The following is a 24,875-nucleotide window of genomic DNA, read 5'->3' on the forward strand; positions in this document are numbered from 1 at the left end:
TATTAAACAGGTAAACTGCCTATCCAGTCATTCAGTCCCCACTTGGGCGGGAAAAAGTACTGGATAGGATGGCTAACCGGTGAGTAAAGTTGCTTGATGCGCGTGCGTCCGGAGATACCACCGGCTTCGGAGTGAGCTACACGGGCGTATTTATCGGTTTCGCAAAACAGGTTCTGGCAGTCGATGAGTTGCAGCGGCCTTCCCCACAGGCTTTTAAAGTGTAGTCCCAGGCGCTCAAACTCCTGCTCCTGCCTGTCAGTGATATAGCTGATAACATCCGCCTCACTATAATCGCCCAAACTGCTGAAACATTTGCGGATTCCGTCTTTGGCACCGGGGCCCGGCATTACGAAATCCATCTCGCTAAAATTGGTAAGTATGCTGTAGTTGATATCAATAGCATACTGGTAAGCCAAAAACTTGCCAATGGTAGGATAGCCCAGCAGCAACTGGTAAACTGCTTCCATTGATGGGGCTTTCATCAAGCGGTCTGCCAAATGCGATTGTAACATCTGCTCCAGCAACTTCAGGTGGTTCTCATGCTTTCTGGCATAGCCATAAGCGCTGTTGCCGGAAGCCATCATGTAAGCGCCGGAGTAAATCGTTTCCCCAGCCTGCAAGGCTTGATGAAGAACCTGATTATACCGCTGAAATGAATAACCCCTCCAGGTCATCTCACCCAATTCGTGCTGCAACAACTGCCAGGTCTCTATCTTATTAAACAGCTTAAATAGCAGGATGCGGAACAATAATTCATCGGGCGACTGCTCACCTTTGTATATGACCTCGCTGATGAGGTACTGGCTTACGCGGTCGGCCGCGCGGTAGGCATTGGTAAATTTATGTTTGAGCAGGATGGGGTCGGCGGTGAGCGTGGGTTTACCGGCAAGGCGGTTAAAGAATATCTCCTGCCGCTCGGCGGCAAACCGCCAGTAGGTATCCAGTATATACGTAGCCGTTGGCGGCTGTTTAATAACTGCAATCATCAGCTGCGCTTACTGATTTTGTTGAGGCTGATTTGCCGCTCCATGTTGCTTTTAAAGCGGGTTAGGGTTTCTGTCTGCAATTTGCTGTGCTTGGTATGCCTGCCTTGTACTCTGGCCCGCCACATTTTAAAGCTCGACTTTTTCATTTCTCTTCGCATCAGGTCAATTACATTTTTTTCGCTCAACCCAAACTGCGCTTCAATAGCATCAAAGGGAGTACGGTCCTCCCAGGCCATTTCAATAATTCTATCTATGTCTGTTACCGACAATGCTGTTGTTTCTGCATTATTCATATTCAAAGCAACGTATATGAAAGGAGATAGTGTGCATAAACTTGTACCAAGTTGTTAAATGCAAGCCCACTCATGAACATTTATAGCTGCTGGTTGTCGTTAATAGATGAGTTCAGCATTTGTAAAAGAAGGCGATTATCAGCCACTAAAAGATGTAGCACCTAATATGGCTTCACTGGTTTTGTATTTGAAGCGTGAAAACGGAGGGTTGGTTTACGAACTGAGAACCCGTTTTAGCGAAAAGCACCAGTTGGAAGTACATGAAATGAGCGATGGATTGGGTTATGCCATTAATGAGCAACAGCAGTGGCAGGTGATATTGGATTAAAGGTGCATAACTGCATAAACTTACGTCTCAACCCTGCAATTCCAAATCAATAGTATTATTAATTCGGAGTCTTGAAGGATAAACTTGCCTCTTATTTTTGTAAATAGTAGCCAGCACGTGAACGATTAAGGCCGATAACTGTTGATGGGTGGGTTAAACTCGCAAACCGCTCACTATGGCTTCAGGTATATTTGCAATTTTAGATGATATTACGGCGCTGATGGACGATGTGGCCGTAGCCGCAAAAGTAGCTACCCGCAAAACAGCCGGTATTTTGGGCGATGACCTGGCCGTAAATGCCGAAAAGGCTACCGGTTTTATGGCCACACGTGAATTGCCGGTGCTTTGGGCCATTACCAAAGGTTCGCTGCTTAACAAGCTCATTATTGTTCCGGTAGCTTTATTGCTGAATGCTTTTTTACCGGCCAGCATCACCTGGCTGCTGGTGGCAGGGGGCTTGTACCTGGCTTATGAGGCCGCAGAAAAAATTATCGGTTTTTTGTTTCATCACTCCAAAGAAAAGCATGCGGAGCCGGAAGATAACAAGGGCACGGCGAGCACAGAGCAGGCCAAGATCAAATCGGCCATCGCTACAGATTTTATCCTGTCGATAGAGATTGTGATTATCGCTTTGGGAAGTGTGACCGATCAAGTACTTTGGATACAAATTGTGTCGGTAGCTATTGTAGCCGTACTGGCTACCATTGGTGTTTATGGTTTGGTTGCCCTGATGGTAAGGATGGATGATGCCGGTTATAAATTAATTAAATCATCAGACGGTGCGGGGTTTATCAGGCAAACGGGCAAACTGCTGGTAGCCGCGCTGCCCGTGCTCATCAAAATACTGAGTGTAGTGGGTACGCTGGCTTTATTACTGGTATCGGGGGGTATCTTTGTTCACCATATTGCTTACATCCATCACCTGATGTCTAAACTTCCATCCACGCTGGCCGAGCTGATTATAGGTATGGCAGCCGGGTTATTGGTATTTGCTATTGTTGAAAGTGCCAAATGGTTATGGGGTAAAGTAAACGCCAGATAACCAATCGGTTTTGTCACCTATTCCGAGTAAGCGCCCGCAACAGGGTAGGTGAATTGCATAAGATTTCGCTATCAATCATGCACCCTTATTACCTCCTGCTTTTCTATTCTCCGCTACTGCCCGCTCTGTTCATTCTATAATAAAAAAACTTTCACGCAACCGCTTGAAAATCAAAAACAATCTTCGTACTTTTGCAGTCCCGAAATGCGGGATAATAAAATTAACAGTAAAAGGAAGAAATGCCTACTATTCAACAATTAGTTAGAAAAGGTAGAGTAGCTCTGGAGGATAAGAGTAAATCCCCAGCGTTGGACAGCTGTCCACAGCGAAGAGGCGTGTGCACCCGTGTGTACACCACTACCCCTAAAAAACCAAACTCAGCAATGCGTAAAGTGGCCCGTGTGCGCCTAACCAACGGTAAAGAGGTGAATGCCTATATCCCTGGTGAAGGTCACAACTTACAGGAGCACTCTATCGTGTTAATCCGTGGCGGCAGGGTTAAAGATTTACCAGGTGTTCGTTACCACATCATTCGTGGTGCACTGGATACTTCAGGTGTAAATGGCCGTAACCAGCGTCGTTCTAAATATGGTACTAAACGTCCTAAACCAGGTCAGCCAGCTGCACCTGCGGGCAAAGGCGGTAAAAAGAAATAATTAAAAGGAGGATAGTAAACAATGAGAAAGTCAAAACCAAAAAAGAGAATTCTCCTGCCTGACCCGAAATTTAATGATATTCTGGTAACCAGGTTTGTAAATAACATGATGTATGACGGTAAAAAATCTACCGCATACGGTATCTTCTACAATGCGGTTGATATTGTAGAGAAAAAAACCAGCGAAAGCGGTTTAGATACCTGGAAAAAAGCACTGAACAACATTATGCCATCTGTAGAAGTGAAAAGCCGCCGTGTAGGTGGTGCCAACTTCCAGGTGCCTACTGAAGTTCGCCCTGAGCGCAAAATCGCTTTAGGTATGAAATGGCTGATCAGCTATGCCCGTCGCCGTGGTGAAAAAACCATGATGGAGAAACTGGCCGGCGAAATCATTTCTGCTGCCAAAGGTGAAGGTGCTGCCGTAAAGAAGAAAGAAGATACGCACAAAATGGCTGAAGCCAACAAGGCGTTCTCACATTTTAGGTTCTAGTGAATGGTTGATTAAGTGAGTGGTTGATTAAGTGGGGAGAATTTCATAACTACTCACACAATCAACTTAATCAACTACTCACCAGCTATCAACTCAATAACAAAAGACATGTCAAGAGATCTTAAATATACAAGAAACATTGGTATTGCCGCTCACATTGATGCGGGTAAAACCACCACTACAGAGCGTATCCTGTATTATGCAGGGGTAAGCCACAAAATTGGTGAGGTACACGAAGGTGCCGCTACCATGGACTGGATGGCGCAGGAGCAGGAGCGTGGTATTACCATCACTTCGGCTGCAACTACCGTATTCTGGAATTACCGCAACAACAAATACCAGGTAAACGTAATTGATACCCCGGGCCACGTGGACTTTACCGTAGAGGTAAACCGTTCATTACGTGTACTGGATGGTCTGGTTTTCCTGTTCTCTGCGGTTGACGGTGTAGAGCCACAGTCAGAAACTAACTGGCGTTTGGCTAACAACTACAATGTGCCCCGTATCGGTTTCGTTAACAAAATGGACCGTTCAGGCGCCGACTTCCTGAAAGTTGTAAAGCAAGTACGTGATATGCTGGGCAGCCACGCGGTGCCACTGCAAATTCCTATCGGTGCTGAAGACGGCTTCAAAGGTGTGGTAGATTTGATCAACTTCCGTGGTGTGGTTTGGAACGAGCACGATAAAGGTATGACCTTTACCGAAGTGCCAATCCCTGACGATTTGGTTGACGAAGCTAACGAGTGGAGAGAGAAATTACTGGAAGCCGTTGCTGAGTTTGATGATACATTGATGGAGAAATTCTTTGATGATCCAACTACCATCACTGAGCGCGAAGTACTGGACGCTTTACGTCAGGCTACCTTAGCCGGTAAAATTGTTCCGATGACTTGCGGTTCATCTTTCAAAAACAAAGGTGTACAAACCATGCTGGATTATGTAATGGAGTTATTGCCTTCACCTTTAGATTCAAAAGGTGTGGTAGGTACTAACCCTGATACCGGCGAAGAAGTATTGGTTAAACCAGATGTTAAAGAGCCATTTGCAGCCTTAGCATTTAAAATTGCTACCGACCCGTTTGTAGGCCGTTTGTGCTTCATCCGTGTATATGCCGGTAACCTGGAAGCAGGTTCATACGTGCACAATATGCGTTCTGATAATAAAGAGCGTATTTCACGTATCTTCCAGATGCACGCCAACAAGCAAAACCCTATCCCTAACGTAGGTGCAGGTGACATTGCTGCGGTAGTAGGCTTTAAAGATATTAAAACAGGTGATACCCTTTGCGACGAGAAGAATAAAATCATCTTAGAGTCAATGGTATTCCCTGAGCCGGTTATCGGTTTGGCAATTGAGCCTAAAACTCAGGCCGACGTTGATAAACTGGGTATGGCTTTAAGCAAATTGGCTGAAGAGGATCCAACCTTCCGCGTAAATACTGACGAAGATACAGGTCAAACTGTAATTTCAGGTATGGGCGAGTTGCACCTGGACATCATCATGGACCGTTTGAAACGCGAGTTCAAGGTAGAAGTTAACCAGGGTGCGCCACAGGTAGCTTACAAAGAAGCGATCAGCGGCCAAACTCAACACCGCGAAACTTACAAGAAACAAACCGGTGGTCGTGGTAAATTTGCCGATATTCAGGTAATCATTTCTCCGGCTGATGATAACAAAGAAGGTTTACAGTTTGTGAACGAAATTGTGGGTGGTGCTATCCCTCGCGAGTTCATCCCATCTGTAGAAAAAGGCTTTGCTGCTGCTATGGCTAATGGCGTACTGGCAGGTTATCCTTTAACCAGCTTAAAAGTACGGTTGATTGATGGTTCATTCCACGCAGTCGATTCGGACGCATTATCTTTCGAGATTGCAGCCCGTTCAGCTTACCGTGAGGCTTTACCAAAATGTAAACCGGTATTACTGGAGCCAATCATGAAAATCGAAATCTTAACCCCTGAAGAAAACATGGGTGATGTAATCGGTGACATGAACCGTCGTCGTGGCCAGCTGCAAGGTATGGACACCCGTAACGGTGCTCAGGTAATTAAAGCGATGGTACCACTTTCAGAGATGTTTGGTTATGTAACTCAATTACGTACCATTACCTCAGGCCGTGCTACCTCAACCATGGAGTTTGACCACTATGAAGATGCACCACGTAACGTACAAGAAGAAGTGGTAGCTAAATCAAAAGGTAAAGCTAAAGGTGCTATTGCATAAGTAAACTTTTGATTACACCGATTACATTGTGATTTCACAGATGGGTCGGTGTAATCCTTTAATAAATAGATTAGCCTAACAAATAGCTCTTAGGTCAATCACAACAAACATCAGTGAAATCGCCATTGAATCGGTGTAATCCTTTTTAATCGGCGAAATCACAAAATTTTAATAACAATGAGCCAAAGAATCAGAATCAAACTGAAATCTTACGATTACAACCTGGTTGACAAATCAGCTGAGAAAATCGTGAAAACTGTAAAGCCAACCGGCGCTGTAGTAAGCGGACCGCTGCCTTTGCCAACTGAAAAGAAAACGTTTACCGTACTGCGTTCGCCGCACGTAAACAAAAAAGCACGTGAGCAGTTCCAACTGTGCTCTTACAAGCGCCTGCTGGATATTTACAGCTCTAACTCTAAAACAGTTGACGCGCTGATGAAACTTGAACTGCCAAGCGGCGTTGAAGTAGAAATCAAAGTGTGATAGTACCGGAAGATTCGGAAAATATAAAGGCCATCTGCATGCAGATGGCCTTTGTTGTTCAATAATGTTTTGGTCTGTTTACCAACCTCTGTGGTAACCATTATCATAATGATGCCAGCGACCGTGCGGGCCACGAGGGCCACGACCATGACGGCCAGGACCATCTTGTACTAAACAGCTGGTTAACATGCTGGCTAATGAGGCAACTAATGCTATGGCGACAATGCTCTTTTTCATATCTGTATATTTTTATTGTTGTTATACAGGTCTGACAAAATTGAAGCCAAAAGGATTAATTCTATATTTTGAATAAGCCTGAAATCAGGTAACGTTTTCTTTACAAGCTGTAAGTATTCCTGTAAGTGTTACAAAAATCTCCAAAGGGCAATCACTAATAAAAAAAGCCGCTTGAAAAGCGGCCTTATAATTTTTGTATTGGTTCTTGATTCTCAACTCTAAATTTTAATACTCTGGGTTGCCGGTAATCTCTTCCAGCTTATTGCGTGCGGTTTGAAGATCACGTGCCAGCTTTTTCTCTTTTTCGTTGGCCTTCACTTTGTAAGTTTTGTATTCATTATCTAAATCATCATACAATTTAGTGCGGTATTTAGCCTCACGGCGGTTACTGCCCGATTGCATGATAACCACAGCTGCAGTTGCACCAAATACCAGTACCAAACCCCACATCAGTGTATTATACGCCGACTTAGACATTTTAATGCCCAGCAGGCTAATGGCATCGGCTTTACTGTTTGATTCATTCAGGCTTTCTTCTTTGCTGCTTACATCACTCTGCAAATCTTTCACAGTTTTCGTTTGTGAATTCAAGCTGGCTTGTAGCTGTTTTACCTTGCGTTTCTGGTTGGTTAAGCTATCGGTAATATTTTTATAAAAGGCAGCAATTACAGGGCGTTGATAACCGTAAACCTTGGTTAGCAGGTACTGGTACTGGCTGCTCAGGCTTTTATCGGCAACCATGTTAACAGCGGCACCGGCTGTATTCGCAGCACCCGGCTGCCGATAAATTGATGCAGCAGGCCTGCGGTAGCTGGCAGGTTGTGTACTTGTGGCTGGTTTAGCTGGCGTGATAGTGCGTGGTTGGGCGGCAGGTGTAGCAACAGGCCCTATAGTACCGCGTTGCAGTTTGGGGTTCACCACCATGGTTTTGGCTGGGGTGCGTGTTGGTTTAGCTTTGGTGCTGTCTTGTGCATGGCTGCACAGGGTGCCCAGTGCTAAAATAACAAAGGCCGAAGCTTTTAAAATAGGTAGTTTGCTCATATACTGCAAGTTTAATAACACAATTATAAAATAAATTATTTAAGCATAAAACATCTAACTCATTGTAAATCAACTCTGGGTTAAAGCTTTATACCTATTGTATACGGATAACGAATATAACAGTTCCTGTTAAAAATTGCCAAACGTATTTATATTAGTGGGATGAATATCGGAATTATCGGTTTAGGGGATATGGGTAAGCTATACGCCAAGGCATTCGCCAACGCAGGCTACACCGTTTGTGGCTGCGATTTGCCTGCACAACGCGCCCGGCTTGAACAGGAACTTAACCCGCTGCACATCAAAGTGCTTGACAATGGGCGTGAGGTATCACGTATCAGTGATTTCATTATTTACTCTGTTGAGGCCGACCGCCTGCCTGCAGTAGTAGCCGAGTGTGCCGCATCTACCAAGTACGGCGCCATAGTAGCCGGCCAAACTTCGGTAAAGCACCCCGAAATTGCCCTGTTTGAAAAATACCTGCCTGCCGATGCTAATATCATTACTTTTCATGCCATGCACGGGCCGGGCTTTGAGCCGGCCGGGCAGAAGCTCATCATCATCCCGCACCGGGCCGATGAAGCCGCCTACCGCCGGGTATTGGATTTATTTACCGCCATCAATTCTGATATTGTTGAGATTGATGACTATCACGAGCACGATAAAATTGTGGCCGATACCCAGGCTGTAACCCATGTAGGTTTCGAGAGTATGGGCACCGCTTGGAGCCATGCGGGTTTCTTTCCTTGGGAAAATGCCTCATACCTGGGCGGTATTGATAATGTAAAAATCCTGATCACGCTACGGATATTCAGTTATAAGGCGCACGTGTATGCAGGCCTGGCATTACTAAACCCGTATGCCAAACAGCAGGTAAAAGCTTATGCCCAATCAGAAAGTGAACTGTTTAAGTTGATGATTAAAGAGGAGGAAGCTGAATTCAGGGAGCGGCTGTATCGTGCCCGCGATTTTGTGTTTCACGAAAGCCGCCAGTCTATTATGCTGAACGATCAGGTGATGCAGGAGTTTTCTTTGCATGACAATGCCGGTTTGCGCAAACCTAACTCGCATCTGAGCATATTGAGTATGGTAGATGCATGGCATGCGCTGAATGTTAACCCTTATGATAACCTGATCTGCCAGACACCACCCTTCCGCCTGCGCCTGGGTATTGCCGAATATCTGTTCAAGAATGAAGATTTATTAGAAGAATCTATTGAAACCGCTCTATACGATAAAACCATCCGCGGTGACGATTTGGAGTTCCATTCGGCCGTTCGTGAGTGGTCGTCCATTATTGGATATGGTGATATTGAAGGCTATAAAAAGCATTTCAACCAGGTACAATCCTTCTTTAGTCACCGCCTGCAGGATGGCCGGGAACAAAGTGGGGAACTGATTAAGCGGTTGATGGAGGAATGATTAATTAACGTTGATTTGAAGAAGCTACTCAATTTAACTATATATCCACAATAATAAATGTTTCTTCTGCTTTTTTAGCAATTCATCTACTGCTTTCATTGTTGTGTTTGATACGGCCGGGCAGCCCCAGCCTTCAGGAGTACCAATAGGGTATACTTCCTGATCTGGTATTACATCCCACGAGTGAAACACTACCTGGCGGGCAGCAGCATTACTGTTGGTGCTTTCCAGCCCGGTTAAATAATATTTAACATGAATGCCCCACATGCTGTAGCCCCGCCCGTCTACCCGGTACTTGCCTAATGAGGTACAATGGCTATTGGCCGCATTACTAAATACGGGCTTCTCTTTAGAACGGTCGTATGACCAGGGTTGGGTACCGCAGCCATGGCTTACCAAGCCCGACATCCAAATGTTGCTTTTCTTAAAATCCCAAACTACGAATCGTTTAATGCCAGAAGGCAAGCTCATATCTATTAAAATGCAATAAGTAGCGTTATAGCCGTGTTGTTTGCAATAGGCCAGAGCCTGCTGGGCTTTAACTTGGGTACGAAGAGTATCTAAGTGCGGCTTTTGAGCTTTAACCCTAATGCCGTGTAAGCATAAGCACGTAAACAAAAATAGGATACAGGTTTTCATTACAAATAATAAGGTAGCAATTTAATCATAATTAACCTGCCCGAAAAAGTTTGATAGCGCTTCGGCAAAGAAATGACGTTGATTGAAGGGGAGTGCTGGAAAATGTTTTTCAAGTTACCCAATTTACTTGTGCGTAAAATCAACGTGGACAAGTGTTTTCGAACTACCTCAAATATTTTCAATTATTTTTCTAAGTGTTTGAAAATTAGTGTAAAATTCCTATCTTTGCCGACCCTTTTAGGGGCAAAAACGCCTTGAACGAAGCCCTACTGCTTCGATGGGCAATTAAACAAATTAAAAAAAATGTCAGGAATTATTGGTAAAAAGGTAGGAATGACCAGCATTTTTGATGAGGCAGGGAAAAACATTCCTTGTACGGTAATCGAGGCTGGTCCATGTGTAGTAACGCATGTAAAATCTGTTGACACAGATGGTTACGCTGCTATCCAGTTAGCGTATGACGAAAAGAAGGAAAAGCACACTACTTCACCTCTCAAAGGTCACTTCCAAAAAGCCGGTGTTACGCCAAAGCGTAAGATGGTTGAGTTCACCACATTTGAAGACGAAAAAGCATTGGGCGACACTGTAGGTGTTGACATCTTTGCCGTTGGCGATTTTGTGGACGTGGCAGGTACTTCAAAAGGTAAAGGTTTTCAGGGTGTGGTAAAACGCCATGGTTTTGGTGGTGTGGGTATGCAAACCCACGGTCAGCACAACCGTTTGCGTGCGCCAGGTTCACTGGGTGCGTCATCATGGCCTTCACGCGTATTTAAAGGTATGCGCATGGCGGGTCAAACTGGTAACGTACGCGTGAAAGTCCAAAACCTCGAAGTGGTAAAGGTATTTGCTGAGCAAAACCTGCTGGTAGTTAAGGGTTCCGTTCCGGGAGCTAAGGGTTCATACGTAATCGTGGATAAATAAGATGGAAGTTAGTGTTTTAAATGTATCAGGACAAGAAACAGGTGCCAAGGTGCAGCTTCCTGATGCGGTGTTTGGTATTGAGCCAAACGAACATGCCGTTTATCTTGATGTAAAGCTATACTTAGCTAACCAGCGTCAGGGTACTCACAAATCAAAACAGCGTAACGAAATTGCTGGTTCAACCCGCAAATTGTATAAGCAAAAAGGTACTGGTGGCGCCCGTGCGGGTAGCATCAAATCACCTTTGTTCAACGGTGGTGGCCGTGTATTCGGTCCGCAGCCACGTGATTATAGCTTTAAGCTGAACAAAAAATTAAAAGCGCTGGCACGTAAATCAGCTCTTACTTACAAAGCTCAGGATAACAGCATCGTGGTTTTAGAAGATTTTAGCTTTGATACCATCAAAACTAAAAACTACGTAAACCTGGTAAGCAGCCTGAACTTAGGTAACGAGAAAACCTTATTGGTACTGCCTGCTGCCGACAACAATGTATATTTATCAAGCAGAAATCTGAAGAAAGCGAAAGTGATTACTGCCGACCAGCTGAATACTTATGACGTATTAAACGCCGGTAAGCTGTTATTAACCACAGGTTCTGTTAAAACTCTGGAGGAAGCGTTTGCTAAGTAACTATGGAAATTTTAAAGAAACCCTTACTTACTGAAAAAGTAGCCCAACTGACCGAGAAACTGAACCGTTACGCTTTTAAGGTAGACCACAGAGCTAACAAAATTCAGATCAAAGCAGCAATTGAGGCAATGTACGGTGTTAATGTTGAGGCAGTAAACACCATGAAATATTCCGGTAAACTGAAAAGTCGCAACACTAAAGCAGGTATGGTTTCAGGCCGTGCTGCTACTTACAAAAAAGCGATCATCACGTTGAAGGATGGTGAAACAATTGATTTTTATAGCACAATATAAAAAGAGAGATGGCAGTAAAAAGATTTAAACCGGTAACCCCGGGTACCCGCTTCAGAGTGGGCGCTGACTACTCTGACATCACTACCAACGTTCCAGAAAAATCACTGGTAGTGCCAATTAAAAAGTCAGGCGGTCGTAACGGCAGCGGTAAAATGACCATGCGTTACATTGGCGGTGGCCATAAAAAAGCATACCGTTTAATTGACTTTAAACGTAATAAATTTGATATCCCTGCAAAGGTAGCTACCATTGAGTATGACCCGAACCGTTCGGCTCGTATTGCGCTGTTAGTGTACGTTGATGGTGAGAAAAGATACATGATTGCCCCTGAAGGTTTAACCGTTGGCCAAACCGTAGTGTCTGGCAATGCAGTTGCTCCAGAAGTAGGTAACACCCTGCCGCTGAAAAGCATTCCGCTGGGTTCAATCATTCATAACATTGAGTTAAACCCTGGTCAGGGTGGTACCATTGCACGTTCTGCAGGTACTTACGCACAACTGAGCGCCCGTGATGGTAAATACGCCATTATCAAATTGCCTTCAGGTGAAACCCGCATGATCCTGGCTACTTGTTTAGCCACTATCGGTACTGTATCAAATGCCGAGAAAGCTAACGAAGTGTTAGGTAAGGCCGGCCGTAAACGCTGGTTAGGTCGTCGTCCACGCGTACGTGGTGTAGCTATGAACCCGGTAGATCACCCTATGGGTGGTGGTGAAGGCCGTGCTTCAGGTGGTCACCCACGCTCACGTAAAGGTTTATTGGCTAAAGGCTACAAAACCCGCGACAAGAAAAAATCATCAGATCGTTACATCATCGACAGAAGGAAGAAATAATGGCACGTTCAATTAAAAAGGGACCTTATATTGATCATAACCTTGAAAAAAAGGTTACGACTTTAAATGATACCAACAAAAAATCGGTGGTTAAAACATGGTCACGCCGTTCCATGATTTCTCCTGATTTCGTTGGTCATACATTCGCAGTACACAACGGTAACAAGTTTATCCCTGTGTATGTAACAGAAAACATGGTTGGCCACAAGCTGGGAGAGTTTGCCCCAACCCGTACATTCCGTGGTCACGCAGAAAAGAAAAAATAACCCGCAATGGAAGCAACACAAAAAGTTAAAAAGTCTGTCCTAATCCGGCAGCGCAAAGAGCAGGAAAAAGCTCAGCAAGGAGGAGCTTCTGCTGCACGGTTACAAAACTGCCCAACCTCGCCTCGCAAGATGCGCCTGGTGGTAGATCTGATCCGTGGCGAAAACGTTGAAAAAGCGTTAAACATATTAAAGTTTACTAACAAAGAAGCGGCTATCCGCGTTGAAAAACTTTTACTTTCAGCTATCAAAAACTGGGAGTCAAAAAACGAAGGTCAGCGTGTTGAGGACAGCAACTTATACGTAAAAGAGGTTTCAGTAGGTGGTGGCCGTCAGTTAAAAAGACTGCGCCCTGCACCACAAGGCCGCGGTTACCGTATACGTAAGCGTTCAAACCACGTTCATTTAGTAGTGGATAGTAAAACCGTTAACAATTAATTTAACCATGGGACAAAAAGCACATCCAATAGGTAACCGTTTAGGCATCATCAGAGGCTGGGATTCTAACTGGTTCGGTGGCAACAACTACTCCGATAAATTAGTTGAAGACGAAAAAATCCGCAAATATCTTTCTGTACGTATCGCTAAAGGCGGCGTATCTAAAGTAGTAATTGAGCGTACCTTAAAACGCATCACTGTAACTATTCACACTGCCCGTCCGGGTATTGTTATCGGTAAAGGTGGTCAGGAAGTTGATAAAATCAAAGAAGAGTTAAAGAAACTGACTAAAAAGGACGTTCAAATCAACATCTTTGAAATTAAACGCCCTGAGCTGGATGCACAGTTAGTAGCCGAAGGTATTGCTAAGCAATTAGAGGCTCGTATCTCTTTCCGTCGTGCAATGAAAACTTCAATCGCTTCTACCATGCGTATGGGTGCTGAAGGTATCAAAATTATGTGCTCAGGCCGTTTAGGCGGTGCTGAAATGGCACGTACCGAGCAGTACAAAGAAGGAAGAATTCCTCTGCACACTTTCCGTGCTGATATTGATTATGCTTTAGGCGAGGCTTTAACTACCTATGGTAAAATCGGTATTAAAGTTTGGATTTGTAAAGGTGAAGTTTACGGTAAACGTGACCTGAGCCCTAACATTGGTTCAACCAGCAGCGCAAGCGGTAAAGGTGGCCGTCCAGAAGGTGCCGGTAACTTTGGTGGTAACGACCGTGGCGGTAATGACCGTCGTGGTGGTGGCGACCGCAGAGGTGGCAACAACCAACGTGGTGGTAACAACAACCGTCAAGGCGGTGGTAACCGTCAGGGTGGTGGCAACCGTCCTGGCGGAAACAGATAATTAACAATAGATATGAGATGTTAGATTGGAGATATGAGAAATAACTTGAATCTGACATCCAAATCAGACAAAGAACTTAAGTTTTAAAAAGATAAGAGAGGGCAGGTAGAGATAGCAATCTCACGTCTCGAATCTCACATCTAAAATCTTAAAAAAATGCTACAGCCAAAAAGAACGAAGTTCAGAAAAATGCAAAAAGGCAGGATGAAAGGTATGGCCACCCGTGGTGCTGAACTTTCATTCGGATCTTTCGGTATAAAATCACTCGAGCCGGCATGGATTACCAGCCGTCAAATCGAGGCTGCACGTATTGCTGTAACACGTTTCATGAAACGTGAAGGCCAGGTATGGATCAGAATTTTCCCTGACAAACCTGTAACCAAAAAACCAGCAGAGGTACGTATGGGTAAAGGTAAAGGTGCTCCAGAGTACTGGGTAGCCGTTGTGCGCCCGGGCCGCATCATCTTCGAAGCCGAAGGTGTGCCACTGGAAGTTGCTAAAGAAGCAATGCGCTTAGCCGCCCAGAAATTACCGGTGCAAACCAAATTTGTAACACGTAGAGATTACGTAGAAGCATAAACCCTGGTAGCTGCAGGTGGTAAACAACAACGGTTGATTACCTGCAGTGATTCATAAAACATTGTAAGCTGAGGTTGCGAGTTCGAGATATAACTTGCAACTCGCAGCTTGCAGCATACAACAAGTAATAAAATGAAAAACTCAGAAATTGTAGCCCTCTCAACAGAAGAATTGACGGCTAAACTTGGTGAGGACAAAGCCAATCTGACAAAGATGAAATTTGCACACGCAGTTTCAGCGATTGAGAATCCGAACCGTATTAAAAATCTGCGCAGAGATATTGCCAGAGTTAGTACAGAATTGTCGAACCGCAAAGCAGCAGCCGCTACTGCTACTGAGCAATAATAACAACACGTGCGAATCATGGAAAGAAATTTAAGAAAAACACGTATCGGCTTGGTAGTAAGCAACAAGATGGAAAAATCTATTGTGGTTGCTGTAGAGCGTAGAGTGAAGCACCCTATTTACGGCAAGTTTGTTCACAAAACTGCCAAGTTTATGGCTCATGACGAGAACAACACTTGTGGCATTGGTGATACCGTATTAATTATGGAAACCCGCCCATTGAGCAAAACTAAAAACTGGAGATTAGTTCAAATATTAGAAAAGGCGAAATAAGATGGTACAACAGGAATCAAGACTGACCGTAGCCGATAACAGCGGTGCCAAAGAAGTATTGGTAATTCGTGTGTTAGGCGGTACCGCGAAGCGTTATGCTTCGGTAGGCGATAAGATTGTAGTTACTGTAAAAAGCGCTATCCCATCAGGTAACGTTAAAAAAGGTACTGTATCTAAAGCCGTAGTAGTAAGAACTAAAAAAGAAGTGCGCAGAAAAGACGGATCATACATCCGTTTTGATGACAATGCAGCAGTTTTATTAAACAACCAGGATGAGCCGAGAGGCACCCGTATTTTCGGCCCTGTTGCAAGAGAGCTGCGTGAAAAGCAATTTATGAAAATTGTATCATTAGCACCGGAGGTATTGTAACAATGGAAAAGAAAGTAAAATTCAAAATCAAAGCTGGTGATCAGGTAAAAGTTATTGCTGGTGACGCCAAAGGCCAAACCGGTAAAGTAACTACCGTTATCACTGATAAAAGCCGCGCTATAGTTGAAGGTGTGAACATGGTATCAAAACATACCAAGCCTAACGCTGCTAACCCTAACGGTGGTATTGTAAAAAAAGAAGCCGCTATTCATATCTCAAACCTGGCACTTGTTGGTGCTGACGGTAACACTACCCGTGTAGGCCGTAAAAAGAATGATGCCGGTAAATTAGTTAGAGTATCAAAAAAATCAGGGGAGGAAATTAAGTAATGGCTTACGTACCAAGATTAAAATCAAAATATAAGGATGACATCCGCACCGCACTGAAAGATAAATTTCAGTACAAAAGCGTAATGCAAGTTCCTAAACTGCAAAAAATTGCGATTAACCAGGGTGTAGGCGCTGCCACTACTGACAAGAAACTGATTGATACTACCATCAACGAGTTATCAACCATTACCGGTCAGAAAGCAGTAGCATCACGCTCTAAAAAGGATATCTCAAACTTTAAGTTACGTAAAGGTATGCCGGTAGGCGTACGTGTTACTTTACGCGACAATAACATGTATGAGTTCCTGGATCGTTTGATCTCAGTAGCGCTGCCACGTATCCGCGATTTCAAAGGTATTAATGATAAAGGCTTTGATGGCAAAGGTAATTATACCTTGGGTATCACTGAGCAAATCATTTTCCCTGAGATTAATATCGACAAAATCAGCAAAATACAAGGTATGGATATTACCTTTGTAACTTCAGCAACCAACGATGTGGAAGCATTAGAGTTACTGAAACAATTTGGTTTACCATTTAAAAATCAAAATCCACAACAAAATGGCTAAAGAAGGTATCAAAGCACGTGAGCGCAAACGCGCTGCATTAGTAGCTAAATATGCTGAGAAACGTGCGGCTTTAAAAGCAGCCGGCGATTACGAAGCCTTAGATAAATTGCCTAAAGCTGCATCTCCGGTAAAACTGCACAACCGTTGCAAATTAACCGGCCGCCCTCGTGGTTACATGCGCCAGTTCGGTATTTCACGTGTTACATTCCGTGAGATGGCACTGGCCGGTAAAATCCCGGGAGTAAAGAAAGCAAGCTGGTAATCAGCAAGCTAAAAATCAGCAAAAAGACATAATAAGAATTCGAAAGTCAAAAAAATGACCGGCTCATAGCAGGTTTTGACTTTTGAATTCTTATTTTTGCATTCCATTTTTTCGAATTAACCGATGGAAGGTCGCCCGGATGGACCGGGAAGGAAACCACCGTCATATTTTATATAATGAATACAGATCCAATCGCAGATTATCTTACCAGAGTAAGGAATGCTATTAAAGCCAACCACCGGGTTGTTGAAATTCCTGCATCCAATCTGAAAAAGGAAATCACTAAAGTGCTTTTCGACAAAGGTTACATTGCAAATTACAAATTCGAGGATAACGGTCCTCAAGGCTCAATCAAAGTAGCTTTGAAGTACCATCCGGTAACCAAAATCCCGGCCATCCGCACCATCGAACGCATCAGCAAACCAGGTTTACGTAAATACGCAGGTACAGACACTATGCCGCGTGTATTAAACGGTTTAGGTATCGCTATCCTTTCAACTTCTAAAGGCGTTATGACTGACAAAGAAGCACGTCAGCAAAATGTAGGTGGCGAAGTGTTGTGCTACGTTTATTAATCGAATTTAAAGAATTTAAGCAATGTCAAGAGTAGGAAAAGCACCTATAGCTATACCTCAGGGCGTTACCATCAGCGTATCAGACGCTAACGTAGTAACTGTTAAAGGCCCTAAAGGTGAGCTGCATCAAGAAGTGGATGGTGATATCACCATCGCACAAGAAGACGGCAACGTAGTGGTAACACGCCCAACCGACCAAAAGCGTCATAAAGCTTTACATGGTTTGTACCGTGCCTTAATCAACAACATGGTTGTTGGTGTAACCACCGGTTACAAGTTAGAGCAGGAACTGGTAGGTGTAGGTTACCGTGCCACAAACACAGGTAACACCTTAGATTTAGTGCTGGGTTATTCTCACCACTACGTGTTCCAATTGCCACAAGAAATTAAAGTTACCACAACTGCTGAAAAGGGTAAAAACCCAACTATCATTCTCGAGTCTATCGACAAACAATTAATCGGTCAGGTAGCGGCTAAAATCCGTTCACTGCGTGCACCGGAGCCTTATAAAGGTAAGGGTGTTAAATTTGTTGGCGAAGTGTTAAGAAGAAAAGCAGGTAAATCAGCATCTAAAAAATAATCGTCATGACAGGTAAATTAACAAGAAGAGACAGAATTAAAAAAGGAATCAGAAAACGTATTTCAGGTTCTGCAGAACGTCCGCGCTTGTCAGTGTACAGAAGCAATAAAGCAATTTATGCTCAGATCATTGACGATGTAACTGGTCGTACCCTGGTATCGGCTTCATCAATGTCAAAAGACTTTGAAGCTAATGGCACCAAAGGTGAGCAGTCAGTAGCTGTAGGTAAGTTAGTAGCTGAAAAAGCTATTGCTGCCGGTATTACTACTGTAGTATTTGATAGAAATGGTTACCTGTACCACGGCCGTGTTAAACAACTGGCTGAAGGTGCTCGTGAAGCTGGTTTAAATTTTTAAGCTTAACAGAGAATGTCAACATTAAACGTAAAAAAAGTTAAAACAAGCGAGATCGAGTTAAAAGACCGCTTGGTAAGCATACAACGCGTTGCCAAAGTAACCAAAGGCGGCCGTACTTTCAGCTTCTCTGCCATTGTGGTAGTAGGTGATGAAAACGGTGTGGTTGGTTTCGGCTTAGGCAAAGCAAAGGAAGTAACCGAGGCAATTGCCAAAGGTGTAGATGATGCTAAAAAGAATCTGGTAAAAGTGCCTATCATCAATGGTACTGTGCCTCATGAGCAATATGGTAAGTTTTCAGGTGGTTTTGTATTCATTAAACCAGCTGCTAACGGTACCGGTGTAATTGCTGGTGGTGCGATGCGTGCTGTATTAGAGTCAGCAGGCGTACACAACGTATTGGCAAAATCAAAAGGTTCATCAAATCCGCACAACGTGGTTAAAGCTACTGTAGCAGCGCTTGCACAATTGCGCGATGCCAACACTGTAGCTCAGCAACGTGGTGTAAGTTTAGGTAAAGTATTTAACGGATAATCAGTCATGGCGAAAATCAAAATAACCCAGATTAAAAGCGTGATCGATAGAAACGAGCGCCAGAAAAGAACCGTAGCTGCTTTAGGTTTAAAAAAGATAAACCACAGCGTAGAGGTAGAAGCTAATCCTGCCATTATCGGCATGATTCGTAAAGTAAATCATTTGGTAGCAATAGAAAACATTTAATACCATGAACTTAAACAATTTGAAACCTGCAGAAGGTTCAACTAAAAATAGAAAAAGAATCGGTCGTGGTACCGGTTCAGGCCGTGGTGGTACATCAACCCGTGGTCATAAAGGTGCCGGCTCACGTTCAGGTACGTCTACCAAGGTAGGCTTTGAAGGTGGCCAGATGCCATTACAGCGTCGCTTGCCTAAAGTGGGCTTTAAAAACCCTAACCGTGTTGAGTATGTAGGTTTAAACCTGGATGCGCTGCAGCAGTTAGCCGACAATTACTCACTGTCAACTGTTGATTTCGATACCCTGCGCGAGCATGGTTTGGCATCAAAGAACGATAAAGTGAAAATTTTAGGTCGTGGCGAGTTGAATGCCAAGTTAGACGTTAAAGCTCATGCATTTTCAGCCACTGCTCAAAAAGCAATTGAAGCTGCAGGCGGTACTATTGTAAAGCTGTAATTTTCAATGAAAAATTTCTTCACCACATTATCCAATATTTGGAAAATTGAAGACTTAAGAGTGCGTATTACTAACACACTCTTATTTCTTTTAATCTACCGTGTAGGTTCATACATTGTACTGCCCGGTGTTGTAAGCTCAGCGCTTGATAACCAAAAAGCTAAAGAAGGCTTACTGGGATTGTTAAATATGTTTGCAGGTGGTTCATTCTCACGTGCATCTATTTTTGCGTTAGGTGTAATGCCTTACATCTCTGCTTCCATTGTGGTGCAGTTACTGGGTATCGCGGTTCCTTATTTTGCCAAGCTGCAAAAAGAGGGCGAAAGCGGCCGTAACAAAATCAACAACTGGACGCGTGGCTTAACTGTAATTATTACAGCGGTACAAGCCTTAGCTTACGGAAAATCACAAATTCCGGCCAATGCCATCAACCCGAACATGAGTATGTTCACGTTCAACCTGATGTCGGTTTTTGTATTAACTGCAGGTACATTATTTGTAATGTGGCTGGGTGAAAAAATTACAGACAAAGGTATCGGTAACGGTATTTCATTAATCATCATGGTGGGCATCATCGCGCAATTGCCAGGTGCAATTGTAGGTGAGTTCAGCACCCGCGTATCACAAAATGGTGGCGGCCCATTAGTGTTCATCGTTGAGATATTGGCTTTAATAGGGGTGGTAATGTTTACCATATTGGTAGTACAAGGTACTCGAAAGATAGCTGTGCAATATGCCAAACGTATTATTGGAAATAAACAATACGGTGGTGTACGCCAGTATATCCCTTTAAAGGTAAATGCAGCAGGTGTTATGCCCATCATTTTCGCTCAGGCGTTGATGTTCATTCCGGCTACCATCTCTTCATTTTTCCCGAGCATTGCCTCAAACGGTGTATTGATTGCATTATCTAACTACACTTCATTTGCACATAACCTGGTATTTGCTATCCTGATCATTCTGTTTACTTACTTTTATACAGCCATTACCGTGAACCCACGCCAGATGTCTGATGATATGAAGAAGAACAACGGTTTTATCCCGGGGGTTAAACCAGGTGATGCTACTACCTCTTACATTGATGATGTAATTTCAAAAATTACGTTGCCTGGTTCAATCTTCCTGGCTATTATCGCGATCTTCCCGGCTATTGCTAACCTGGCACATGTGAACAGCGTGTTTGCCCGTTTCTTTGGCGGTACTTCGCTGATCATCCTGGTAGGTGTGGTGTTAGATACCTTGCAACAAATTGAAAGCCATTTACTGATGCGCCATTACGATGGTTTAATGAAGACTGGTAGGGTAAAAGGCCGCACTGCAATTCCAACTGCAGCCGGTACTGTGCCACCAACTTTGTAATCAGTACAACAGATTAAATGGCCAAAATAATTTATAAATCTGCCGAAGAGATAGAGTTGATCCGCGAGAGCGCTCAGCTGGTATCAAGAACTTTGGCAGAAGTAGCAAAAGTGATTAAGCCCGGTGTGAAAACCATCGAGCTTAATCAACTTGCTGAAACCTTCATCCGTGATCATAAAGGCGTTCCAGCCTTTTTGAATTATAACGGGTTTCCTTACTCGCTCTGCATCTCTCCTAACGAACAAGTAGTACATGGCTTCCCGGGTACCAAAGAACTACAAGAAGGCGACATCTTGTCCGTTGATTGTGGCGTTATTCTGAACAAATATGTAGGCGACTCTGCTTACACCTTTGCCATTGGAGAAGTCAACCCAGAAACACAACGATTGCTTGACGTAACGCAAGAGTGCTTGCGCCGCGGTATAGCGAAAGCAGTTGTAGGGATGCGTATAGGCGACATTGGCTTTGCTGTACAAGATCATGCCGAGCGTAATGGTTTTGGTGTGGTTAAAGAGCTTGTAGGGCATGGTGTAGGTACTAAATTGCACGAGAAGCCTGAAGTACCTAACTACGGTAAACGCGGTTCTGGCCCCAAACTGGAAGAAGGTATGGTGATTGCCATTGAGCCCATGATTAACGCCGGTAAGGCCGGTGTGAAGTTTTGGAGCGACGGCTGGACAGTGTCTACAGTAGATAAAAAGCCTTCTGCGCATTTCGAACATACGGTAGCAGTAAAGAAAGGGCAGGCAGACGTGCTCTCTACTTTTTCATACATTGAAGAAGTTTTAAAAGAAAAAAAATAATAAAATCAAAACTTTTGTTTACTTTTGCATCCCGAAATACACCGGGACAATTAAGTAATAATCAGTAAAATATGGCTAAACAATCTTCGATCGAGCAAGACGGTACAATCAGGGAGGCATTGTCAAACGCAATGTTTCGTGTTGAACTTGAAAACGGTCATGAGATTATTGCGCATATATCTGGTAAGATGCGTATGCACTATATCAAAATTTTACCTGGCGACAGAGTGAAATTAGAGATGAGCCCCTACGACCTTACCAAAGGCAGAATAACCTACAGATATAAATAAAAAAGAGATGAAAGTTAGAGCATCCATTAAAAAGCGCAGCGCTGATTGCAAAATCATCCGCCGCAAGGGCAAACTTTACGTAATTAACAAGAAAAACCCTAAGTACAAACAACGTCAGGGTTAATTAAAAATAAGGTGATTGATTGTACAACGGTGGCCCAGCCGTTCGGTCTCACATAACAACACATTACAAATATGGCACGTATTTCAGGTATTGATTTACCAAGAAACAAAAGAGGTGAAATTGGTTTGACCTACATCTATGGTATCGGCCGCTCAACTGCTAAAGAAATTTTAGCGCAGGCTGGTATTGATGTAAACATCAAAGTACAAGATTGGACTGATGATCAGTTAGCGGCCATCCGTGGTATTATCAACGATCAAATTAAAGTAGAAGGCGCCCTGCGTTCAGAAGTTCAATTGAACATCAAACGCTTAATGGATATTGGCTCTTATCGTGGTACCCGTCACCGTAAAGGTTTACCGTTACGCGGTCAGCGCACCAAAAACAACTCACGTACCCGTAAAGGTAAACGTAAGACTGTTGCTAACAAGAAAAAAGCTACTAAATAATAAATAGACTTTAGATGTTAGATGTGAGACATGAGTTTTTCTCACTCGGCTTGCATCTGATGGAATGACAAAATAGGATAGGGTGTATTTGAAATGAGGTTAAAGCCTCACATCTCAAATCCCCTTATCTCAAACCTTAAAAAAATGGCAAAAGCTAAAAAAGTAACCAAAAAACGTATCGTTATTGTTGAGCCGGTAGGTCAGGCACATATTAACGCTACTTTTAACAACATTATTATTACGTTAACCAACACCAGCGGTCAGGCTATTTCTTGGTCTTCAGCCGGTAAAATGGGTTTCAAAGGTTCTAAAAAGAACACTCCATATGCTGCTGGTCAGGCCGCTTCTGATTGCGGTAAAGTAGCTTATGATTTAGGTTTACGTAAAGTTGAAGTATTTGTTAAAGGTCCGGGCGCTGGTCGCGAGTCAGCTATCCGTACATTACAAACTGCAGGCATCGAAGTTACGATGATTCGTGACATCACCCCGCTTCCGCACAACGGTTGCCGCCCTGCAAAACGCAGAAGAGTTTAATTCACTAATTTTTAAAGCTAAGATTCGGCAGCTACAGGCTGCCTGATACTTTAAAACACACACAATGGCAAGATATACCGGACCAAAGTCCAAAATTGCACGTAAGTTCAGAGAGCCAATTTTTGGCCCTGATAAAGTATTGGAGCGTAAAAACTACCCTCCGGGCATGCACGGCGTTTCTAAAAGAAGAGGGAAACAATCGGAGTATGCAATCCAGTTAATGGAAAAACAAAAAGTAAAATACACTTACGGTGTATTAGAGCGTCAGTTCGAAAACTTATTCCATACAGCTTCAGCACGTGAAGGTATCACCGGTACCAACTTGCTGCAATTGCTGGAAGCCCGTTTAGATAACGCTGTATACCGTTTAGGTATTGCCCCAACCCGTTCTGGTGCACGCCAGCTGGTAGGCCACAAGCATATCACTGTAAATGGTGAAGTGGTAAATATTGCTTCTTATACTTTACGCCCGGGCGATGTAATTGCAGTTCGTGAGAAATCAAAAACTCTTGAAGCTGTAACCAACTCAGTAGCAGGTCGTAGAATTAATAAGTACAGCTGGTTTGAGTGGGATGCTGCCACCTTAACCGGTAAATTACTGAGCTACCCTAACCGCGATGAGATTCCTGAAAACATCAAGGAAAACCTGATCGTCGAGTTGTACTCTAAATAAGAATTGAGATTGTAGATATGGGATGTGAGATTTGGGACCTCAAATGGTTTCTCAAATCTCATTTCTCATATCTCATATCTGTTTAATACGTAACCTATAAAATAAAAAGGATATAAATGGCAATCTTAGCATTTCAGAAACCAGACAAGGTGATTATGCAGAAGTCTACCGACTTTGAAGGTACCTTCGAGTTCCGTCCGTTGGAACCAGGCTTCGGTGTAACTATCGGTAATGCTTTACGTCGTATCTTACTTTCATCACTTGAAGGTTTTGCTATCACTTCGGTTCGTTTATCGGGTGTTACGCATGAGTTTTCAACCATCAAAGGCGTAGTTGAAGACGTAACCGAAATCATCCTGAACTTAAAACAAGTTCGTTTCAAAAAGACAGGAGATTCAGGTGATACTGAGAAAATCTTTGTGATCATCAGCGGTCAGAGTACCTTCAATGCTGGTGATATCACTAAGTTCTCTAACAACTTCACCGTTCTTAACCCGGATATGGTGATTTGCAACATGGATTCAGCTGTAACCCTTGAAGTGGAACTGACTGTTAGTAAAGGTCGTGGTTACATTGCAAGCGAAGAAAACAAAAATCCTGATGCTGCTGTAGGTGTTATCGCAATTGATTCTATCTACACCCCAATCAAAAACGTTAAATATACCATCGAGAACTATCGTGTTGAGCAAAAAACCGACTACGAGAAACTGGTTCTTGATATCAATACCGACGGTTCTATCCACCCGGAAGAGGCTTTGAAAGAAGCTGCTAAAATTCTGATCCAACACTTCATGTTATTCTCTGATGAGAACATGATGCTGGAAGCTCAGGCCAAAGAGGAAACCAAAGAGGTTGATGAAGAAATTTTACACATGCGTAAAATCCTGAAAACCGAACTGGTTGACCTTGACCTTTCTGTACGTGCATTAAATTGCTTAAAAGCAGCTGATATCCGCAGCCTGGCTGACCTGGTATCGTATGACGTTGCAGATATGCTTAAGTTCAGAAACTTCGGTAAAAAATCGTTAACCGAAATTCAGGATCTGGTGAAATCAAAAGGCTTATCTTTTGGTATGAACTTGGGCAAATACAAATTAGACGAAGAATAATTCATAAGCGAGGGGCATAATTCCGCGGGCTTGACCAGCAATGAGCCGCCCAACGGTATG

39 protein-coding genes are annotated in these 24,875 nt (G+C 43.5%); 35 read left to right on the top strand and 4 right to left on the bottom strand.

Annotation, left to right across the window (positions count from 1 at the left end; all coding sequences use genetic code 11):
• Positions 1 to 2 precede the first annotated feature (2 nt).
• Together ACYVNW_RS17275 and ACYVNW_RS17280 are read right to left on the bottom strand one after the other, a co-directional pair.
• Positions 3 to 986, bottom strand: a complete 984-nt coding sequence (locus ACYVNW_RS17275; protein ID WP_460681168.1) for a nucleotide kinase domain-containing protein — start codon at positions 984 to 986, stop codon at positions 3 to 5.
• Positions 986 to 1,279, bottom strand: coding sequence for a TIGR03643 family protein (locus ACYVNW_RS17280; protein ID WP_460681169.1), 294 nt, complete (start codon positions 1,277 to 1,279; stop codon positions 986 to 988). The genes ACYVNW_RS17275 and ACYVNW_RS17280 overlap by 1 nt, the downstream gene beginning before the upstream one ends.
• A gap of 106 nt (positions 1,280 to 1,385) precedes the next feature.
• On the opposite strand from ACYVNW_RS17280, the gene ACYVNW_RS17285 reads away from it, so the two are divergent.
• The 6 genes from ACYVNW_RS17285 (at position 1,386) to rpsJ (ending at position 6,497) form a co-directional block, all read left to right on the top strand.
• Entirely contained in the window at positions 1,386 to 1,607 is a 222-nt protein-coding gene (locus ACYVNW_RS17285) for a hypothetical protein (protein ID WP_460681170.1), read from the top strand.
• Between the two features lie 175 nt (positions 1,608 to 1,782).
• Positions 1,783 to 2,649, top strand: a complete 867-nt coding sequence (locus ACYVNW_RS17290) for a DUF808 domain-containing protein (protein WP_460681171.1) — start codon at positions 1,783 to 1,785, stop codon at positions 2,647 to 2,649.
• Between the two features lie 239 nt (positions 2,650 to 2,888).
• Complete coding sequence (gene rpsL / locus ACYVNW_RS17295; RefSeq protein ID WP_460681172.1) at positions 2,889 to 3,305, top strand: 30S ribosomal protein S12; 417 nt, start codon at positions 2,889 to 2,891, stop codon at positions 3,303 to 3,305.
• A gap of 21 nt (positions 3,306 to 3,326) precedes the next feature.
• On the top strand, positions 3,327 to 3,794 hold the full coding sequence (gene rpsG / locus ACYVNW_RS17300) for a 30S ribosomal protein S7 (RefSeq protein ID WP_460681173.1): 468 nt from the start codon (positions 3,327 to 3,329) through the stop codon (positions 3,792 to 3,794).
• A gap of 108 nt (positions 3,795 to 3,902) precedes the next feature.
• On the top strand, positions 3,903 to 6,014 hold the full coding sequence (fusA, locus tag ACYVNW_RS17305) for an elongation factor G (RefSeq protein ID WP_460681174.1): 2,112 nt from the start codon (positions 3,903 to 3,905) through the stop codon (positions 6,012 to 6,014).
• Positions 6,015 to 6,191: 177 nt separating this feature from the next.
• Positions 6,192 to 6,497, top strand: a complete 306-nt coding sequence (gene rpsJ, locus ACYVNW_RS17310) for a 30S ribosomal protein S10 (RefSeq protein WP_158825059.1) — start codon at positions 6,192 to 6,194, stop codon at positions 6,495 to 6,497.
• A gap of 462 nt (positions 6,498 to 6,959) precedes the next feature.
• Here the strand turns inward: rpsJ and ACYVNW_RS17315 are convergent, their stop codons facing one another.
• Positions 6,960 to 7,775 (bottom strand): hypothetical protein, encoded by an 816-nt coding sequence (locus ACYVNW_RS17315; RefSeq protein WP_460681175.1) that lies wholly within the window; start codon positions 7,773 to 7,775, stop codon positions 6,960 to 6,962.
• Positions 7,776 to 7,937: 162 nt separating this feature from the next.
• Between ACYVNW_RS17315 and ACYVNW_RS17320 the strand changes: the two genes are divergently transcribed.
• Positions 7,938 to 9,197: an NAD(P)-binding domain-containing protein gene (locus ACYVNW_RS17320; RefSeq protein WP_460681176.1), complete on the top strand. Its 1,260-nt coding sequence runs from the start codon at positions 7,938 to 7,940 to the stop codon at positions 9,195 to 9,197.
• Positions 9,198 to 9,230: 33 nt separating this feature from the next.
• On the opposite strand, the gene ACYVNW_RS17325 is transcribed toward ACYVNW_RS17320, so the two are convergent.
• On the bottom strand, positions 9,231 to 9,836 hold the full coding sequence (locus ACYVNW_RS17325) for a murein L,D-transpeptidase catalytic domain-containing protein (RefSeq protein WP_460681177.1): 606 nt from the start codon (positions 9,834 to 9,836) through the stop codon (positions 9,231 to 9,233).
• 303 nt (positions 9,837 to 10,139) lie between these two features.
• Here ACYVNW_RS17325 and rplC point away from each other — a divergent pair, with 303 nt between their 5' ends.
• The 28 genes from rplC (at position 10,140) to ACYVNW_RS17465 (ending at position 24,815) form a co-directional block, all read left to right on the top strand.
• Positions 10,140 to 10,757, top strand: coding sequence for a 50S ribosomal protein L3 (rplC, locus tag ACYVNW_RS17330; protein WP_460681178.1), 618 nt, complete (start codon positions 10,140 to 10,142; stop codon positions 10,755 to 10,757).
• Between the two features lies 1 nt (position 10,758).
• Positions 10,759 to 11,388, top strand: a complete 630-nt coding sequence (gene rplD / locus ACYVNW_RS17335) for a 50S ribosomal protein L4 (protein WP_460681179.1) — start codon at positions 10,759 to 10,761, stop codon at positions 11,386 to 11,388.
• Positions 11,389 to 11,390: 2 nt separating this feature from the next.
• Positions 11,391 to 11,681 (top strand): 50S ribosomal protein L23, encoded by a 291-nt coding sequence (gene rplW, locus ACYVNW_RS17340; RefSeq protein WP_460681180.1) that lies wholly within the window; start codon positions 11,391 to 11,393, stop codon positions 11,679 to 11,681.
• Positions 11,682 to 11,689: 8 nt separating this feature from the next.
• Positions 11,690 to 12,514, top strand: a complete 825-nt coding sequence (gene rplB / locus ACYVNW_RS17345; RefSeq protein WP_460681181.1) for a 50S ribosomal protein L2 — start codon at positions 11,690 to 11,692, stop codon at positions 12,512 to 12,514.
• Complete coding sequence (rpsS, locus tag ACYVNW_RS17350; RefSeq protein WP_460681182.1) at positions 12,514 to 12,780, top strand: 30S ribosomal protein S19; 267 nt, start codon at positions 12,514 to 12,516, stop codon at positions 12,778 to 12,780. Before rplB ends, rpsS begins: the two co-directional genes overlap by 1 nt.
• 6 nt (positions 12,781 to 12,786) lie before the next feature.
• A complete protein-coding gene (gene rplV / locus ACYVNW_RS17355; protein ID WP_460681183.1) occupies positions 12,787 to 13,215 on the top strand; it encodes a 50S ribosomal protein L22 in 429 nt (142 codons plus the stop codon).
• 7 nt (positions 13,216 to 13,222) lie between these two features.
• Entirely contained in the window at positions 13,223 to 14,068 is an 846-nt protein-coding gene (gene rpsC / locus ACYVNW_RS17360) for a 30S ribosomal protein S3 (protein ID WP_460681184.1), read from the top strand.
• A gap of 156 nt (positions 14,069 to 14,224) precedes the next feature.
• Positions 14,225 to 14,647, top strand: coding sequence for a 50S ribosomal protein L16 (rplP, locus tag ACYVNW_RS17365; protein ID WP_460681185.1), 423 nt, complete (start codon positions 14,225 to 14,227; stop codon positions 14,645 to 14,647).
• 132 nt (positions 14,648 to 14,779) lie between these two features.
• Entirely contained in the window at positions 14,780 to 14,992 is a 213-nt protein-coding gene (gene rpmC, locus ACYVNW_RS17370; protein WP_460681186.1) for a 50S ribosomal protein L29, read from the top strand.
• Between the two features lie 18 nt (positions 14,993 to 15,010).
• The gene (gene rpsQ, locus ACYVNW_RS17375) at positions 15,011 to 15,265 is read left to right on the top strand and encodes a 30S ribosomal protein S17 (protein WP_460681187.1); all 255 of its coding nucleotides are present in this window, start codon (positions 15,011 to 15,013) and stop codon (positions 15,263 to 15,265) included.
• A gap of 1 nt (position 15,266) precedes the next feature.
• Positions 15,267 to 15,635, top strand: coding sequence for a 50S ribosomal protein L14 (gene rplN / locus ACYVNW_RS17380; RefSeq protein ID WP_157539792.1), 369 nt, complete (start codon positions 15,267 to 15,269; stop codon positions 15,633 to 15,635).
• A gap of 2 nt (positions 15,636 to 15,637) precedes the next feature.
• Positions 15,638 to 15,964 (top strand): 50S ribosomal protein L24, encoded by a 327-nt coding sequence (gene rplX / locus ACYVNW_RS17385; protein WP_460681188.1) that lies wholly within the window; start codon positions 15,638 to 15,640, stop codon positions 15,962 to 15,964.
• Complete coding sequence (gene rplE, locus ACYVNW_RS17390; RefSeq protein WP_460681189.1) at positions 15,964 to 16,533, top strand: 50S ribosomal protein L5; 570 nt, start codon at positions 15,964 to 15,966, stop codon at positions 16,531 to 16,533. Before rplX ends, rplE begins: the two co-directional genes overlap by 1 nt.
• Positions 16,526 to 16,795, top strand: coding sequence for a 30S ribosomal protein S14 (gene rpsN, locus ACYVNW_RS17395; RefSeq protein ID WP_460681190.1), 270 nt, complete (start codon positions 16,526 to 16,528; stop codon positions 16,793 to 16,795). Before rplE ends, rpsN begins: the two co-directional genes overlap by 8 nt.
• Positions 16,796 to 16,971: 176 nt before the next feature.
• On the top strand, positions 16,972 to 17,370 hold the full coding sequence (gene rpsH, locus ACYVNW_RS17400; protein WP_460681191.1) for a 30S ribosomal protein S8: 399 nt from the start codon (positions 16,972 to 16,974) through the stop codon (positions 17,368 to 17,370).
• A gap of 22 nt (positions 17,371 to 17,392) precedes the next feature.
• Positions 17,393 to 17,950, top strand: coding sequence for a 50S ribosomal protein L6 (gene rplF / locus ACYVNW_RS17405; protein WP_460681192.1), 558 nt, complete (start codon positions 17,393 to 17,395; stop codon positions 17,948 to 17,950).
• A 5-nt stretch (positions 17,951 to 17,955) separates the two neighbouring features.
• Positions 17,956 to 18,306 carry a 50S ribosomal protein L18 gene (rplR, locus tag ACYVNW_RS17410; RefSeq protein ID WP_460681193.1) on the top strand — a complete coding sequence of 117 codons (351 nt, stop codon included), beginning with the start codon at positions 17,956 to 17,958 and terminating at the stop codon, positions 18,304 to 18,306.
• 12 nt (positions 18,307 to 18,318) lie between these two features.
• A complete protein-coding gene (gene rpsE / locus ACYVNW_RS17415; protein WP_460681194.1) occupies positions 18,319 to 18,837 on the top strand; it encodes a 30S ribosomal protein S5 in 519 nt (172 codons plus the stop codon).
• A 6-nt stretch (positions 18,838 to 18,843) separates the two neighbouring features.
• Positions 18,844 to 19,023 carry a 50S ribosomal protein L30 gene (rpmD, locus tag ACYVNW_RS17420; RefSeq protein WP_460681195.1) on the top strand — a complete coding sequence of 60 codons (180 nt, stop codon included), beginning with the start codon at positions 18,844 to 18,846 and terminating at the stop codon, positions 19,021 to 19,023.
• Between the two features lie 4 nt (positions 19,024 to 19,027).
• Positions 19,028 to 19,474, top strand: coding sequence for a 50S ribosomal protein L15 (gene rplO, locus ACYVNW_RS17425; RefSeq protein ID WP_460681196.1), 447 nt, complete (start codon positions 19,028 to 19,030; stop codon positions 19,472 to 19,474).
• Between the two features lie 6 nt (positions 19,475 to 19,480).
• Positions 19,481 to 20,833 (top strand): preprotein translocase subunit SecY, encoded by a 1,353-nt coding sequence (gene secY / locus ACYVNW_RS17430; RefSeq protein ID WP_460681197.1) that lies wholly within the window; start codon positions 19,481 to 19,483, stop codon positions 20,831 to 20,833.
• A gap of 17 nt (positions 20,834 to 20,850) precedes the next feature.
• Positions 20,851 to 21,636 carry a type I methionyl aminopeptidase gene (gene map / locus ACYVNW_RS17435; RefSeq protein WP_460681198.1) on the top strand — a complete coding sequence of 262 codons (786 nt, stop codon included), beginning with the start codon at positions 20,851 to 20,853 and terminating at the stop codon, positions 21,634 to 21,636.
• 71 nt (positions 21,637 to 21,707) lie between these two features.
• The gene (gene infA, locus ACYVNW_RS17440) at positions 21,708 to 21,926 is read left to right on the top strand and encodes a translation initiation factor IF-1 (protein WP_022833270.1); all 219 of its coding nucleotides are present in this window, start codon (positions 21,708 to 21,710) and stop codon (positions 21,924 to 21,926) included.
• A gap of 7 nt (positions 21,927 to 21,933) precedes the next feature.
• A complete protein-coding gene (rpmJ, locus tag ACYVNW_RS17445) occupies positions 21,934 to 22,050 on the top strand; it encodes a 50S ribosomal protein L36 (protein ID WP_008506259.1) in 117 nt (38 codons plus the stop codon).
• A 71-nt stretch (positions 22,051 to 22,121) separates the two neighbouring features.
• Positions 22,122 to 22,499 (top strand): 30S ribosomal protein S13, encoded by a 378-nt coding sequence (gene rpsM, locus ACYVNW_RS17450; RefSeq protein WP_460681199.1) that lies wholly within the window; start codon positions 22,122 to 22,124, stop codon positions 22,497 to 22,499.
• A 144-nt stretch (positions 22,500 to 22,643) separates the two neighbouring features.
• Complete coding sequence (rpsK, locus tag ACYVNW_RS17455; RefSeq protein ID WP_460681200.1) at positions 22,644 to 23,033, top strand: 30S ribosomal protein S11; 390 nt, start codon at positions 22,644 to 22,646, stop codon at positions 23,031 to 23,033.
• Between the two features lie 64 nt (positions 23,034 to 23,097).
• Entirely contained in the window at positions 23,098 to 23,706 is a 609-nt protein-coding gene (gene rpsD / locus ACYVNW_RS17460) for a 30S ribosomal protein S4 (RefSeq protein WP_460681201.1), read from the top strand.
• A gap of 116 nt (positions 23,707 to 23,822) precedes the next feature.
• Positions 23,823 to 24,815, top strand: a complete 993-nt coding sequence (locus ACYVNW_RS17465) for a DNA-directed RNA polymerase subunit alpha (RefSeq protein WP_460681202.1) — start codon at positions 23,823 to 23,825, stop codon at positions 24,813 to 24,815.
• Positions 24,816 to 24,875 lie beyond the last annotated feature (60 nt).

It is taken from the genome of Mucilaginibacter koreensis (genome assembly GCF_054783355.1).

What these genes read in the sequence shown, in the direction of transcription:
- ACYVNW_RS17275 (WP_460681168.1), bottom strand. Translation starts at nt 986, where the DNA reads ATGATTGCAGTTATTAAACAGCCGCCAACGGCTACGTATATACTGGAT.
- ACYVNW_RS17280 (WP_460681169.1), bottom strand. Translation starts at nt 1,279, where the DNA reads ATGAATAATGCAGAAACAACAGCATTGTCGGTAACAGACATAGATAGA.
- ACYVNW_RS17285 (WP_460681170.1), top strand. Translation starts at nt 1,386, where the DNA reads ATGAGTTCAGCATTTGTAAAAGAAGGCGATTATCAGCCACTAAAAGAT.
- ACYVNW_RS17290 (WP_460681171.1), top strand. Translation starts at nt 1,783, where the DNA reads ATGGCTTCAGGTATATTTGCAATTTTAGATGATATTACGGCGCTGATG.
- rpsL (WP_460681172.1), top strand. Translation starts at nt 2,889, where the DNA reads ATGCCTACTATTCAACAATTAGTTAGAAAAGGTAGAGTAGCTCTGGAG.
- rpsG (WP_460681173.1), top strand. Translation starts at nt 3,327, where the DNA reads ATGAGAAAGTCAAAACCAAAAAAGAGAATTCTCCTGCCTGACCCGAAA.
- fusA (WP_460681174.1), top strand. Translation starts at nt 3,903, where the DNA reads ATGTCAAGAGATCTTAAATATACAAGAAACATTGGTATTGCCGCTCAC.
- rpsJ (WP_158825059.1), top strand. Translation starts at nt 6,192, where the DNA reads ATGAGCCAAAGAATCAGAATCAAACTGAAATCTTACGATTACAACCTG.
- ACYVNW_RS17315 (WP_460681175.1), bottom strand. Translation starts at nt 7,775, where the DNA reads ATGAGCAAACTACCTATTTTAAAAGCTTCGGCCTTTGTTATTTTAGCA.
- ACYVNW_RS17320 (WP_460681176.1), top strand. Translation starts at nt 7,938, where the DNA reads ATGAATATCGGAATTATCGGTTTAGGGGATATGGGTAAGCTATACGCC.
- ACYVNW_RS17325 (WP_460681177.1), bottom strand. Translation starts at nt 9,836, where the DNA reads ATGAAAACCTGTATCCTATTTTTGTTTACGTGCTTATGCTTACACGGC.
- rplC (WP_460681178.1), top strand. Translation starts at nt 10,140, where the DNA reads ATGTCAGGAATTATTGGTAAAAAGGTAGGAATGACCAGCATTTTTGAT.
- rplD (WP_460681179.1), top strand. Translation starts at nt 10,759, where the DNA reads ATGGAAGTTAGTGTTTTAAATGTATCAGGACAAGAAACAGGTGCCAAG.
- rplW (WP_460681180.1), top strand. Translation starts at nt 11,391, where the DNA reads ATGGAAATTTTAAAGAAACCCTTACTTACTGAAAAAGTAGCCCAACTG.
- rplB (WP_460681181.1), top strand. Translation starts at nt 11,690, where the DNA reads ATGGCAGTAAAAAGATTTAAACCGGTAACCCCGGGTACCCGCTTCAGA.
- rpsS (WP_460681182.1), top strand. Translation starts at nt 12,514, where the DNA reads ATGGCACGTTCAATTAAAAAGGGACCTTATATTGATCATAACCTTGAA.
- rplV (WP_460681183.1), top strand. Translation starts at nt 12,787, where the DNA reads ATGGAAGCAACACAAAAAGTTAAAAAGTCTGTCCTAATCCGGCAGCGC.
- rpsC (WP_460681184.1), top strand. Translation starts at nt 13,223, where the DNA reads ATGGGACAAAAAGCACATCCAATAGGTAACCGTTTAGGCATCATCAGA.
- rplP (WP_460681185.1), top strand. Translation starts at nt 14,225, where the DNA reads ATGCTACAGCCAAAAAGAACGAAGTTCAGAAAAATGCAAAAAGGCAGG.
- rpmC (WP_460681186.1), top strand. Translation starts at nt 14,780, where the DNA reads ATGAAAAACTCAGAAATTGTAGCCCTCTCAACAGAAGAATTGACGGCT.
- rpsQ (WP_460681187.1), top strand. Translation starts at nt 15,011, where the DNA reads ATGGAAAGAAATTTAAGAAAAACACGTATCGGCTTGGTAGTAAGCAAC.
- rplN (WP_157539792.1), top strand. Translation starts at nt 15,267, where the DNA reads ATGGTACAACAGGAATCAAGACTGACCGTAGCCGATAACAGCGGTGCC.
- rplX (WP_460681188.1), top strand. Translation starts at nt 15,638, where the DNA reads ATGGAAAAGAAAGTAAAATTCAAAATCAAAGCTGGTGATCAGGTAAAA.
- rplE (WP_460681189.1), top strand. Translation starts at nt 15,964, where the DNA reads ATGGCTTACGTACCAAGATTAAAATCAAAATATAAGGATGACATCCGC.
- rpsN (WP_460681190.1), top strand. Translation starts at nt 16,526, where the DNA reads ATGGCTAAAGAAGGTATCAAAGCACGTGAGCGCAAACGCGCTGCATTA.
- rpsH (WP_460681191.1), top strand. Translation starts at nt 16,972, where the DNA reads ATGAATACAGATCCAATCGCAGATTATCTTACCAGAGTAAGGAATGCT.
- rplF (WP_460681192.1), top strand. Translation starts at nt 17,393, where the DNA reads ATGTCAAGAGTAGGAAAAGCACCTATAGCTATACCTCAGGGCGTTACC.
- rplR (WP_460681193.1), top strand. Translation starts at nt 17,956, where the DNA reads ATGACAGGTAAATTAACAAGAAGAGACAGAATTAAAAAAGGAATCAGA.
- rpsE (WP_460681194.1), top strand. Translation starts at nt 18,319, where the DNA reads ATGTCAACATTAAACGTAAAAAAAGTTAAAACAAGCGAGATCGAGTTA.
- rpmD (WP_460681195.1), top strand. Translation starts at nt 18,844, where the DNA reads ATGGCGAAAATCAAAATAACCCAGATTAAAAGCGTGATCGATAGAAAC.
- rplO (WP_460681196.1), top strand. Translation starts at nt 19,028, where the DNA reads ATGAACTTAAACAATTTGAAACCTGCAGAAGGTTCAACTAAAAATAGA.
- secY (WP_460681197.1), top strand. Translation starts at nt 19,481, where the DNA reads ATGAAAAATTTCTTCACCACATTATCCAATATTTGGAAAATTGAAGAC.
- map (WP_460681198.1), top strand. Translation starts at nt 20,851, where the DNA reads ATGGCCAAAATAATTTATAAATCTGCCGAAGAGATAGAGTTGATCCGC.
- infA (WP_022833270.1), top strand. Translation starts at nt 21,708, where the DNA reads ATGGCTAAACAATCTTCGATCGAGCAAGACGGTACAATCAGGGAGGCA.
- rpmJ (WP_008506259.1), top strand. Translation starts at nt 21,934, where the DNA reads ATGAAAGTTAGAGCATCCATTAAAAAGCGCAGCGCTGATTGCAAAATC.
- rpsM (WP_460681199.1), top strand. Translation starts at nt 22,122, where the DNA reads ATGGCACGTATTTCAGGTATTGATTTACCAAGAAACAAAAGAGGTGAA.
- rpsK (WP_460681200.1), top strand. Translation starts at nt 22,644, where the DNA reads ATGGCAAAAGCTAAAAAAGTAACCAAAAAACGTATCGTTATTGTTGAG.
- rpsD (WP_460681201.1), top strand. Translation starts at nt 23,098, where the DNA reads ATGGCAAGATATACCGGACCAAAGTCCAAAATTGCACGTAAGTTCAGA.
- ACYVNW_RS17465 (WP_460681202.1), top strand. Translation starts at nt 23,823, where the DNA reads ATGGCAATCTTAGCATTTCAGAAACCAGACAAGGTGATTATGCAGAAG.